General features: G+C 42.1%; 9 protein-coding genes. 3 read left to right on the top strand and 6 right to left on the bottom strand.

Annotated elements, in window-relative coordinates; genetic code table 11:
* Positions 1-269 precede the first annotated feature (269 nt).
* Positions 270-2,039 carry a pentapeptide repeat-containing protein gene (locus IQ276_RS18350; protein WP_193915394.1) on the bottom strand — a complete coding sequence of 590 codons (1,770 nt, stop codon included), beginning with the start codon at positions 2,037-2,039 and terminating at the stop codon, positions 270-272.
* Positions 2,040-2,539: 500 nt separating this feature from the next.
* On the opposite strand from IQ276_RS18350, the gene IQ276_RS18345 reads away from it, so the two are divergent.
* The 3 genes from IQ276_RS18345 (at position 2,540) to IQ276_RS18335 (ending at position 6,426) form a co-directional block, all read left to right on the top strand.
* Positions 2,540-5,554 (top strand): zinc-dependent metalloprotease, encoded by a 3,015-nt coding sequence (locus IQ276_RS18345; RefSeq protein WP_193915392.1) that lies wholly within the window; start codon positions 2,540-2,542, stop codon positions 5,552-5,554.
* Positions 5,555-5,683: 129 nt separating this feature from the next.
* Positions 5,684-6,103, top strand: coding sequence for a XisH family protein (locus IQ276_RS18340; protein ID WP_193915390.1), 420 nt, complete (start codon positions 5,684-5,686; stop codon positions 6,101-6,103).
* Positions 6,091-6,426 carry a XisI protein gene (locus tag IQ276_RS18335; protein WP_190876746.1) on the top strand — a complete coding sequence of 112 codons (336 nt, stop codon included), beginning with the start codon at positions 6,091-6,093 and terminating at the stop codon, positions 6,424-6,426. The genes IQ276_RS18340 and IQ276_RS18335 overlap by 13 nt, the downstream gene beginning before the upstream one ends.
* 19 nt (positions 6,427-6,445) lie before the next feature.
* Here the strand turns inward: IQ276_RS18335 and IQ276_RS18330 are convergent, their stop codons facing one another.
* From IQ276_RS18330 to IQ276_RS18310, 5 genes are all read right to left on the bottom strand, one after another.
* Positions 6,446-6,991, bottom strand: a complete 546-nt coding sequence (locus IQ276_RS18330; RefSeq protein ID WP_193915388.1) for a histidine phosphatase family protein — start codon at positions 6,989-6,991, stop codon at positions 6,446-6,448.
* 286 nt (positions 6,992-7,277) lie between these two features.
* Positions 7,278-7,841 (bottom strand): DUF3124 domain-containing protein, encoded by a 564-nt coding sequence (locus IQ276_RS18325; RefSeq protein WP_193915386.1) that lies wholly within the window; start codon positions 7,839-7,841, stop codon positions 7,278-7,280.
* A 255-nt stretch (positions 7,842-8,096) separates the two neighbouring features.
* Positions 8,097-9,509: a TolC family protein gene (locus IQ276_RS18320; RefSeq protein WP_193915384.1), complete on the bottom strand. Its 1,413-nt coding sequence runs from the start codon at positions 9,507-9,509 to the stop codon at positions 8,097-8,099.
* A 106-nt stretch (positions 9,510-9,615) separates the two neighbouring features.
* Entirely contained in the window at positions 9,616-10,287 is a 672-nt protein-coding gene (locus tag IQ276_RS18315) for an ABC transporter ATP-binding protein (protein WP_303819068.1), read from the bottom strand.
* A gap of 209 nt (positions 10,288-10,496) precedes the next feature.
* Positions 10,497-11,777, bottom strand: coding sequence for an ABC transporter permease (locus tag IQ276_RS18310; RefSeq protein WP_228043549.1), 1,281 nt, complete (start codon positions 11,775-11,777; stop codon positions 10,497-10,499).
* Positions 11,778-11,784: the final 7 nt, after the last annotated feature.

Genomic DNA, 11,784 nt, shown 5'->3' with positions numbered 1-11,784 from the left:
GTTAATGGGGTGTATTAAGAATGACGAACCGCCCAGGGAAGAGAGGACACGGAGGAAGAGAAATGGCGATCGCATTATCCTATTAATTTAGATGTTTGCTGTTTCTAAGTTCATCATTCAAGTTCCAAACTCGAAAGTTGGTGTTCTGAACCAAAGCACTTGTGTTCTGAACCAAAGTACTTGCGTTCTGAACTGGAAAATTTTTCTACGAGAATAACCAACTACAAAGGACGCAAAGACTAAAAATGTCCCCGCGTCCCCGCATCCCCTCACCTCAGCCCCAATTCTTCCTTCAACCCCTCCGGCATATTAACTGCTGTCTCTAGTCCCCGCACACTTTCCCACTGCTGCTTTTTACCCCAGGTCATTTGTTCCATATTGGCGTCGCTGAGGTCGGCACCGGAGAGAATGGCGCTGCTGAGATTACTGTGGCTGAGATTTGCACCATTGAGGATCGCACCACTGAGGTTACTGCCGCTGAGGTTAGCGCTATTTAAGTTGGCATAGCTGAGGTCTGTGCCGAAAAGTATGGCGTCGCTGAGGTCTGCACCACTGAGGTCGGCGTCGTTGAGAATTACGCCGCTGAGGTCGGCTTCGTTGAGAGTCACTCGACTCAAATCTACGCCGCTGAGGTCAGCGCCTAAAAACATCGCACCGTTAAGTCTGGCATCGTTCAGCTTGGCGCCATTAAGTTTGGCGTAACTGAGGTCGGCGGCGATGAGGATGGCGCTGTTGAGGTTGGTACTGAAAAGTATTGTGTCACTGAGGTTTGTACCGTTGAGGATGGCGTGACTCAAATCAGCACCGCTGAGGTCGCCACGGCAAAGGTCGGCATGACTAAAGTTGGTGTTGCTGAGGTTGGCGTCACTCAAATTGGCACCGAAAAGGATGGCGTTGCTGAGGTCAGCACGGTTTAGGTTGGTGCTGCTGAGGTCGGCGCGGTTGAGGTCAGCACGGTTGAGGATGGCGCGACTGAGGTCGGCACTGCTAAGGTCGGCGCGGCTGAGGTTGGCACCGCTGAGATTGGCACCGCTGAGGTTGGCACCGCTGAGGTTGGCGCTGCTGAGGTCGGCGCGGGTGAGGTTGGCACCGCTGAGGTTGGCACCGCTGAGGTTGGCATCACCAAGGTTAGCGGCGCTAAGGTTGACACCGCTGAAGTTGACTCCTGTTAAGTTGGCATCGCCAAGGTAAGCACCGCTGAGGTTGGCGTCGCTAAAGTCTACCCCAGTCAGGTTAGCGTCGCCGAGGTAAGCACCGGTAAAGTTGCCGCCTTTGAGAAATTGCCCGATTATACTGCTAAAGTTGCCAATTTCTAGGGCATCGCTATAGTTAACAATCCGCAGTAGTTGGGATGTGAAAAAATTGTCTGTGTCTGGTTTGGCAGATGGATAGAAGGTGATTTTTTGTTTGAGTTGATCTTGTCCTTGGGCGTAGCGGTGTAGCTCTAATAGTAAGATCAATACGTTTAGCCCTGTATATATATCTACCTGTCTCAGTCCGATCGCAATATTTTTTGCTGCCAACTGTAACATTTTTTTCTGAGGCAGGTTATCCTCTGGTGTGGCATCGATAAATTCTCCCCGACACCAGCGATGATAAAAATCTTCTAGCCGCCAGAAAAGTAGTTCTAGCCGAATCTTTTTACCTGTCGCCAGAAATTCTATAAGTTCTTGGACTATTTCTGGTTTGAGCGCACCGTTACCCAGTAAATCATAAATCTCTTCATGCATCTGGCGATCGCACACTCCAAAGCAAAGCCCGCCAGGTTGCCTATTCAATGCTTTCTCGTCTATCTTAGAATTCCAACTACTCCCTGTGACTGTCCATTTTTCTAAGCTTTTTTGCAGTTTTTCACACAATAAATATTCCGGCAAATTATCTTGAGCAAATTTAACGCTTTTATCTGCTTCTTTAATACTTTTTCCTAGAGGCAAAACTGCTTCGGTTTCCACAGATGTGGTTTTTGACATCTCTTGTAACCTTGTACCCCTCACATAATTTGTCAGCAGTTTCCAGACTTGAAATAAATATGTTGACATTTCTGTGCCCGTTGATACATTTAAAGTAATTGTTTTGATAATCCTGAACTAAAATTTTTTCTCTGCTAGTTTGCTTTCCATTCCTAAATTATTAGTATAAATAAATACAATATGTGCCAATGAATTAGTAATGGCATTTGTCATAGGCATTGTTAAATAGTGCTTTCAGCCTGAAACTGATACTGATGATGTAAAAAAAATGTTAAGTGAAAAATTATTTCCAAAATGACATAATTTTGCCGCGTTGGCGAATTCGTTATATTTTTTTCCCAAGATATTGACTACTCTGATGTAAAAATAATACTTACTCTTTGTCAGAGATGCAATTGTTAGAAAAAATCCTACTGTAAAACAGCGCAAAAAATTGGAAAAATGACAATTAAAATTGAAGTCAAAGTTTGCGGCTTGATATAAAGCAGGTAATGAATCAACATGGGACAAGCTGCATACCTTTGCAAAAGTTAAAACTTAACTAAAGATAGTTATTGGGGATGAATGCGATGAACAGATTAAGCTTCTATATAATTTTGTTACACGGTTTGTTTTTAGGAATAGCAACGGCTAGCGCCAAGTCATTGTCTGTTAATGGAATTGATCCAGAATTGTCTAGTAGCCACCAGACAGTCTTAGTGACAGCCACAAGTAAAGACAAATCGAATAGTCCCTTAACGAAAAAAACTTCTTCAACCAAAACCTCAGTTTTAACGCCAGATAATATTAATACCCACCCTCAACACAGGCTGGCAGCAGGACAAGTTTGGGTGGTTAATCAAAATAAACAGGTACAGCCTCAACCGTTTATGTGGGTAGTAAAAGATCCAAAAAAAGCAGCACAGCAACCATTTTTGCAAGTTGCCAAACCACCACAAAAACCTGATTCTAAGCCGAATCCTAGTGCTAAACCAGCAACAAAGGATGATTTACAGGCATTTGATGAAGTAGTAAAAGATACTGTAAAACAGGGGGGATTGTTCACCCTTTATCGCAATAAAGAAAAGAATAAAATTTATTTAGAAATTAAACCAGAGCAACTAAATAAAAATTTTCTAGCTGCGGCAACGTTGGAATCAGGCATTGGGGAACGAGGGATTTACAGCGGTATGCCTTTGCAAGATTTTTTGTTTTATTTCCGGCGAGTGGATAATAATTTACAGTTTGTGATACGCAATGTCAATTTTCGGACTCGTGAGGGAGATCCACAAGTGCGATCGCTTGCCCGTTCTTTTAGTGACTCTGTTCTCTATAATATTTCCATTAAAAGCATTCATCCAGAACGCAAAACCCTTCTCATCGACTTGGGGGATTTATTACTGACAGACTTGGCTGGATTATCTTTCAGTTTAGGAGTTCCAGGAAGCACAGACCAGTCATATTTTGGTACTTCTAAAGCCTTTCCCAACAATATAGAAGTTGAGTCAGTTTTAAATTTCTCTGGTGCCGGTGGTCGAGACAGTAAAGTGCCAAACTTTAGCTTTACGTCGCTAGCTGACAGCCGTGGCTTTACCTTACGCGTCCACTACAGTCTCTCCCAACTACCCGATAAAAATTTTCGCCCCCGTCTTGCCGACGATCGCATCGGCTATTTCATCACCGCCTACCAAGATTTATCCAAAGACGATCGCGGCGATTCTTTTGTTCGTTACATTAACCGCTGGGATTTGGAAAAACAAGACCCAAAAGCAGCAATTTCTCGTCCCAAAAAACCGATTGTTTTTTGGATTGATAACGCTGTACCCTTAGAATACCGCGATGCCATCAAAGAAGGCGTCCTGATGTGGAACAAAGCCTTTCTCAAAGCCGGATTCAAGGATGCAATTGAAGTCCAGCAAATGCCAGATGACGCCACATGGGACCCAGCAGATATTCGTTACAACACGATTCGCTGGATTAACACAGTAGATGGATACTTTGCAATGGGGCCATCCCGCGTTAACCCGTTGACTGGAGAAATTTTAGACGCAGATATTCTCGTAGACGCTAGCTTTGTAAGGGCACTCAAAAATGAATATCGCAAAATCGTTCAACCCAACCAAGCACAAAATACCACTACTTTATCGGCATTGATGCAAAATCGTTTACTTTGTGCCAATGGTTTAAATGCTAAAGACGAGAATCTACCCCAGCAAACGCAAGAACAACAAGGTTTGTTGAATAATTTATCTAAAATGGCAGGTGAGTACGATTTGTGCTACGGCATGGAAGCTGCTAATCAGTTTGCCTTTGGTTCTCTGGCAATGTCATTACTGCCAGATAACATGCCCAATCAAGACCAGGTGAAAGAATACATTAATCAATATTTACGTTTAATCATCGCCCACGAAGTTGGACATACCCTTGGTTTGCGCCATAACTTCCGTGGTAGTACTTTGCTACCACCAGAAGAAATGAATAATACGGAAATTACTAAAACTAAAGGTTTGACAAGTTCCGTGATGGACTACATTCCCCCAAATATTGCCCCCCAAGGTACGAAACAGGGAGATTATTTTCCCAGTATGGTGGGGGTTTATGATGAATGGGCGATTAAGTACGGCTACATACCAATTCAGACATCAACTCCTCTAGCGGAAAAGCCAATTTTAGAGGAAATTGCCGCCCAATCTTACAAACCTGAGTTGAGTTATTCCACCGACGAAGATGTGTATGACCTTGACCCCACAGCCGATGCTTGGGATAACAGCGGCAATGTGCTGCTTTATTCTCAGTGGCAGTTGAATAATTCCCGTGTGATGTGGGAACGTCTCGATAAACGTTTCCCAATGGATGGAGATAGTTACAGCGATGTCAGCGAACGTTTTAGCACAGTCTTGGGTAACTATTTCCAGCAAATATATTACACCACAAAATACATCGGCGGACAGTCTTTCTACCGCGTCCACCCCAGCGAAATACCCTCTGGAGTAAACCAACGCCGATTACCATTTGAACCAGTACCAGTTGAACAACAACGACAGGCTTTAGAAACACTGCAAAAATATCTATTTGCCGAAGATGCCCTCAGCTTTTCACCAGAACTACTGAATAAATTAGCACCTTCGCGTTGGCGACATTGGGGTAGTTCTCCGCAAATTGGTCGTTTGGATTATCCAATTCATGATTTGGTGCTGCTGTTGCAGGGTTCTGTGCTGCGGGATTTACTCTCAGGCGATCGCCTTTCCCGTCTCAAGGATATCGAACTCAAAACTAAAGCAGAAAATGCACTGACTTTACCAGAATTATTTGACACATTACAGTCTGGTATTTGGACGGAAGTGATCAAACCAAAAGATAAACCAATGAAGATTGCCAGTTTGCGGCGAGGCTTGCAGCGACAATACTTAGACATTTTAAGTAGTATGGTGTTGCGAAAACAAAATGTCCCAGAAGATGCTCGCACTCTGGCGTGGTATAAACTAAAACAACTCGATGAGAAACTCAAGGACGTTAATTCCGAGGATGAATATACCAAAGCACACTTACTAGAAACACGCGATCGCATTGAGAAAATCTTGAATGCGCCGTTGCAAGGGAATTAAAAGGGAGTGGGGAGTAGGGAATGGAGAGTAGGGAAATAATTTTTAATTTTTTCTCTCTCCTTTCTCTTCTTCTATCACCACTTTGACTAAATATATATAGAATGCCTATACAGGCTGAGAAAAAAGTTTATGTCAGCTAGAGATAAATTTCACGATGTTGTGAAATTGGCATTAGAAAAAGACGGGTGGCGAATTACTCATGACCCTTTGCTAATTCGCATAGAAAATATTGCCGATATGTATGTTGATTTAGGTGCAGAGAAAATTATTGCGGCAGAAAGAGAAGGACAAAAAATAGCAGTCGAAGTTAAAAGTTTTATCGGTACTTCAACTATTTATGAGTTTCATACAGCGGTGGGGCAGTTTATTAATTATCGATATGCGTTAGAAGAAATAGGTTCTGAGCTAAGTTTGTATTTAGCAGTGCCCTTAAACACTTATAACGACTTTTTAACTAAACCGTTTATTAAAACTATTATCGAGCGAAGTCAAATTAATCTGGTAGTTTATGATGTGGAAAAGGGGGAAATTATCCGATGGCAAATTTAGAAAAATATCGGGAATGTATTCGGAAAATAATTACAGAATATGCTCAGCTTGCCTCATCTAATAATGAAATTGAAGCTCAAACAATTTTTGATTTAGAACAAGACCATTACCAACTGATATATATTGGCTGGCAAAATAAACGTCGGGTTTTTGGTCCTGTGATGCACTTTGATATTAAAAACGGCAAGATTTGGATTCAGTGGAATGGTACAGAAGAGGATGTAGGTGAGCAATTGGTGGCAATGGGAGTACCAAAACACGATATTGTAGTTGGTTTTCACCCGCCCTATGTACGGGAGTACACAGATTATGCTGTGAGTTAAAGGCTTGTTGCTAAACTATTTAGAAAAATATCATTCGCTCTACATGTGTTGCACTGTTGAGAAACTGTACGCGATACACATCTGGATTGCTCAATTTTTCCCATTCAGGATAACCAATGCGATCGTCAAAATGTTTTAGGATCAACGCCATTAAATTACCATGCGTGACGATCGCAATTGTGTTTGCTTTTTGCTGCAATGCTTCATCTACAACAGCTATTCCCCGCGCCATAGCATCACGACTTGACTCACCACCATCCAGACATAAATCAAGATTGGTAAATGACTGGGCCAATCGCTGGCGCCAATCAGCAAGCGGTATTCCACACAAGACGCGCTCAGCAAGTCTCTTGTCAATCTCGATTGAGAAGCCCAGACGTTCAGCCAGAGGAGCAATTGACTGATATGCTCTAGTGAATGGACTGGAGATAAATCGCTCGATTCCAAAATCGAATAACAAATCACTAAGAGCGATCGCTTGCAGGTAGCCTTCTGCTGTCAGAGGCGCGTTAGGTTCCTGTCCAGCTGCTTGGCAATGTCGCACAATGTACAGGGTTTTCAACATTAAGTTTCTGGTTAATATTGACCGAGACAATTTTAGATTTTAGATTTTAGATTTTGGATTAAAATCAAAATATAGAATCTAAAAAAGGTTTCAAGCCACTGATTTCAGACGCGAGTGAGAATCAAACAATTTCATTATTCAAGCCCCTGCATTCATGCATGGGGTTAATCCAAAAGACGCGACGCTCGAGTACTCGCTAACGCTCCGCTATCGATGACTCGCTAACGCTGCGCTATCGTAAATCCAAAATCTAAAATCGAGTGACTTAATTATGCCTGATTTTCCACTATTTTGAAAGCGATCGCTTATCGTTCTTTTGACTTTTAATCACCCTACCACTACTAGTAAAAGAAATTCCTTGCTGAAAATCAGTACCAATCATTACTGCTTCTACTATAGGTTCAGATATTTCTGTTTGCGCTACCCAGTCAACAATAAAATTTGCTCCTAAACCTCCACTAGTGTCATTTCTATTAATAAAAAATTCTGTGGAAGCTAGGGCATCAAGTTGAATCGGATGCTCTAAATATTGCTTAACTAATTTACCGTCTGAGTTATAGTAGCGCACGGAAGTCACAACCATTGGATTGTTCAAATCTGTATTCCGAATACTCAGGGTAACGGCTAACTCAAAAATTTCCTGGCGATTGTGATGATAAATATGGGAATAGACAGGAACATAGATACTTTGACCCATTGCAATCTGGAAATTTTTATCCAGATTCACTCTCTTTTGAGATGTGCTTGTCTCAGTAGTATTGGGTTGTGATTTTGGTGAAATCTCGGTTGATTGACAAGATCCAAGAAAAAGAACAGCAATTGCTAGGTAAACATGGGGATACAGCTTCATCAAAACTATTGACACCAATTAAGTAGAAGGCAACAAACTTTTCTGCAATAATTTGACCGTACCAATTTTAGATTTTAGATTTTAGATTATTTTGGTACTCTTTTCCTACGGAACGCTACGCGAACAAAGAAGCAAGCTACATGCCCCGCAACGTTAGGGCGGAACAAATCCAAAATTCAAAATCCTTGAGCAACCTACCCAGAGTGGTCTGTTTCAATCCAAAATCCAAAATTTAAAATCGAAAATCGGTTGACTTTAGCGCGAAGCCCTGGAAGTGACGGATCTTTGTAAATTAGCTAGAGCGCGATTGTAATCCAAGATAGCTGTGACTCGATTTCCTTCTGCTCTTGTGAGGTCGTTTTCCGCAGCAATTACCTCTGTTTGAGTTCCGACACCAGCTTGGAATCTCAACCTGGCTAAATCCAAAGCCTGGGTAGCTTGATTTAAAGCCACACTAGAAGTTTGCACATTATTTAAATTGGATTGTAATTGAGAATAGTACTGTTCTACATTAAAGCGAATTTGGTCGCGCTGGGTAGCAAATTGAACTTCTGCGATCGCAATATTAGCTTTCGATTGAGCTGCACGCGCTCTTGCTGCTCCCCCATCGAACAAATTGAGACTTGCTTGCAGTCCCACAGAATAGCTATCACTAGAACTAACGCCATCATCATAGCGATCGCGCACGCTGTAGCTACCTGCTAAACTAATTTGTGGTCCCAACTGTGAAAGCGCTTGTCGTCGCTGTTGCTCGCTAATATTACGTTGTGCTAATTGTTGTTGCAATTCTGGACGATTTTGAAAAGCTTGGATAATTGTTTCTTCCAGTGTCGGCTGCCAAAGACCTGCTAATTTTACAGGATCTGAGGCAGTGATATTAACTGATTGGGCTAAACTTAACACAGTTGCAAGTTGCCGACGGGCAATTTGCTGCTGGTAAATAGCATTAGTCAGTTCTTGTTGAGCGTTAGCTAAATTTACCTGAGCTTGCAGTACATCAAATCCCGTACCCACTCCAGCGTTTTCTCTAGCTTCAGTATCCCGCAAACTAGCCTGGGCATTATCTACAGCAGACTGATTAATTCGTACTTGTTCATCAGCCTGTTGCAAATCATAATATTGAGTCGTGACATTCAGCTCAATTTCCAGAGAGCTGCTTTCAACATTTAATTCATCTATCCGTAACTGTTCCTCGGCTGCTCGGATAGTAGCTTCTCGGTTACCAGAGGTATACAAATCATAATTCAGTTGTGCTGAACCATTAAAAGAAGTGCTAGCTTGAGATGAATTGCTCCTAAAACCGTTACCACTGTTAGTCACATTTCCGTTGATTCCAAGAGTAGGAAATAAGGCAGCTTGAGATTCGCGGAGTGCAGAACGACTGCGTTCTAGTTGTAAGATGGCTATTTGTAAATCTCGATTATTGCGTTGTGCTAATTCCAAAGCTTGTGTCAAACTAATTGACACAGTTTGCTGAACCTTCACTTCCTCTGGCTTGGTAGGAAATTGTAGAGGATTGGGATTGGGATTGAGGTAATCAGGAACCTGTAAAGAGCTTGAGGAATTTTGTGGTTTTGGGGGAGTTGTTGCACTTGCTAAAGTTGGAAAAAAAATAGCGATTGCCAAGACAATCCAGGTAGAATTTACACACCAAAAAATCAAACTCATATTTGTAATGGGAATGGGGAATGGGGAGTAGGGAATGGGGAGTGGAGGACGCGGGGATGCGGGGACGCGGAGAATAATAAATGACAAATGACAAATGACAAATGACTCAACCAACAATTAAACCATCTTGAACTCGGATAATTCTTTTAGTTTGAGCAGCAATATCTGGTTCATGAGTAACAATTACAATTGTGATGCCTTGCTCATTAAGTTCTGTCAATAAATTCATCACTTCATGAGAAGTCTCTGTATCTAAAGCACCTGTTGGCTCATCTGCCAAAACTAATGCAGGTCGATTGACTAAAGCACGAGCAATAGCTACCCGTTGTTGTTGTCCACCAGAGAGTTGACTGGGACGGTTAGAAATGCGTTCTCCTAGCCCTACCTTTTCCAAAGCTTCTAATGCCCTTTCGCGGCGTTTTGGTTTGGGTAAGTTAGCATAAACCATTGGCAACATCACATTTTCTAATGCTGTCGCCCGCGCTAATAAATTAAATTGTTGAAAAACAAAACCTATCCTTTGATTACGGATATAAGCTAATTCATCATCATCAAAAGTCGTTAGGTTTCTGCCTTCAAAAATATAGTGTCCAGTTGTAGGTCTATCCAGACATCCTAAAATATTCATGAGCGTAGATTTACCCGAACCTGATGCACCCATAATAGAGACGTATTCCCCTTCATCAATGGAGAGTTGAATTCCCTTAAGAATCGGAACACTAACTTCTCCTAAGTAGTAGGTTTTGGTGATAGATTCCATCCAAATCATTGTAGTCATTGGTCATTAGTCATTAATTATTGGTCATTAGTAATTTGTAGGACTTACGCAAAAACTCTCTAAAACTCTTATTTCTTCTCTGCGAGACGCTGCGCGAATGTGTCCTTTGCGTCCTTTGCGGTTCGTTTTTTCATGATTTTGGGTAAGTCCTGATTTGTTAAAATGCACATTTAGCTACTAATTACAAACCTCAGGCTTTTAACTTTTAATTAATCACTACGTAAAGCAGTAATTGGATCTAATTTTGATGCGTTGCGTGCGGGAATCACTCCAGCAAGTAAGCCAACTGTTATTGAAAGTCCAAATCCAGCAATTATTGATAATAAAGAAATTACGAATGGAAACTTAAAAATATTTGCTGCTCCGTAAGCAATCACAATACCACTTACCATACCAATACCCCCGCCAAGAATAGAAATGACGATCGCTTCCGCTAAAAATTGATTGAGGATTGCTGAGTTGGTGGCACCTACGGCTTTACGAATGCCGATTTCTCGTGTGCGTTCGACTACGGAAACTAACATGATGTTGGCAATACCAATGCCGCCAACTACTAAAGAGATGCCAGCGATCGCCACTACCATTACTGTAAATAAACCGACAACATTAGTGAAGGTACTAACAATATCAGCTTGGTTGGTGAGTCGGAAATCATCAACTTGGGGCGGGTAAATATTATGCCGCAAGCGTAATAAATTGGTGACTTGAAACTGAGCCGCTTCTAAATCTTCTTGATTCGGAGATTTAACTAAAATCCCGGTTACAGAAACGCCTACCAAAGCATTATTACCAACTAGCCTTGCCGACATACTAGTTAGAGGAATGAAAATTTGGTCATCTCGATCGATCGGTCCTTGAGAACCTTTAGGTTCCATTACGCCGATGACTTCGTAAGCTTCTCCCTGAATCCGAATTCTCTCGCCTATAACATTGCCACTCTGTCCAAAAAGTGTGCGTTGGACTGTAGGGCCAAGAATGGCAACTTGGGCGGCGCCATTTAGTTCTTCTTCAGTAAAATATCTCCCCTGCTGGGGGTGGGTATTTCTGACTTCTGGGTAGTTTAAATCTGTACCATAAATTGTTGTTGAAGTGTTCTGTCCTGCATAGACAACTTGGGCACTTCGTTGTAGGTAGGCAGAAACAAGTTGAACTGATGGGGCTTGTGTGGCGATCGCTTTGGCGTCTTCCCAGGTCAACGTGCTGCTAGAACCTACTCCTTGACGGACATTCCCGCTTCTGGCTGCACCAGCTAAAATTTGCAGCACATCTGTGCCCAATGCTTGGATCTGTTGTTCAACTCCCTTTTGCACCCCTTGACCAACTGAGGTAATGGCAATTACTGAGGAAATGCCAATAATTACGCCCAACATAGTTAATCCTGTGCGTAATTTATTACTCCACAGCGTTTCTACCGCCATTGACAATATTTCCAACAGCGGCACTGTGCGGCTATTCTTAGCTTTGTAAAAACCCTTAAATATCTTAAACATAACGTTG

Source organism: Desmonostoc muscorum LEGE 12446, from assembly GCF_015207005.2.
Taxonomy (GTDB): domain Bacteria; phylum Cyanobacteriota; class Cyanobacteriia; order Cyanobacteriales; family Nostocaceae; genus Nostoc; species Nostoc muscorum.
This window is presented reverse-complemented; position numbering and strand designations above follow the sequence as displayed.

What these genes read in the sequence shown, in the direction of transcription:
- IQ276_RS18325 (WP_193915386.1), bottom strand. Translation starts at nt 7,841, where the DNA reads ATGAAGCTGTATCCCCATGTTTACCTAGCAATTGCTGTTCTTTTTCTT.
- IQ276_RS18310 (WP_228043549.1), bottom strand. Translation starts at nt 11,777, where the DNA reads ATGTTTAAGATATTTAAGGGTTTTTACAAAGCTAAGAATAGCCGCACA.
- IQ276_RS18315 (WP_303819068.1), bottom strand. Translation starts at nt 10,287, where the DNA reads ATGACTACAATGATTTGGATGGAATCTATCACCAAAACCTACTACTTA.
- IQ276_RS18320 (WP_193915384.1), bottom strand. Translation starts at nt 9,509, where the DNA reads ATGAGTTTGATTTTTTGGTGTGTAAATTCTACCTGGATTGTCTTGGCA.
- IQ276_RS18330 (WP_193915388.1), bottom strand. Translation starts at nt 6,991, where the DNA reads ATGTTGAAAACCCTGTACATTGTGCGACATTGCCAAGCAGCTGGACAG.
- IQ276_RS18350 (WP_193915394.1), bottom strand. Translation starts at nt 2,039, where the DNA reads ATGTCAACATATTTATTTCAAGTCTGGAAACTGCTGACAAATTATGTG.
- IQ276_RS18340 (WP_193915390.1), top strand. Translation starts at nt 5,684, where the DNA reads ATGTCAGCTAGAGATAAATTTCACGATGTTGTGAAATTGGCATTAGAA.
- IQ276_RS18335 (WP_190876746.1), top strand. Translation starts at nt 6,091, where the DNA reads ATGGCAAATTTAGAAAAATATCGGGAATGTATTCGGAAAATAATTACA.
- IQ276_RS18345 (WP_193915392.1), top strand. Translation starts at nt 2,540, where the DNA reads ATGAACAGATTAAGCTTCTATATAATTTTGTTACACGGTTTGTTTTTA.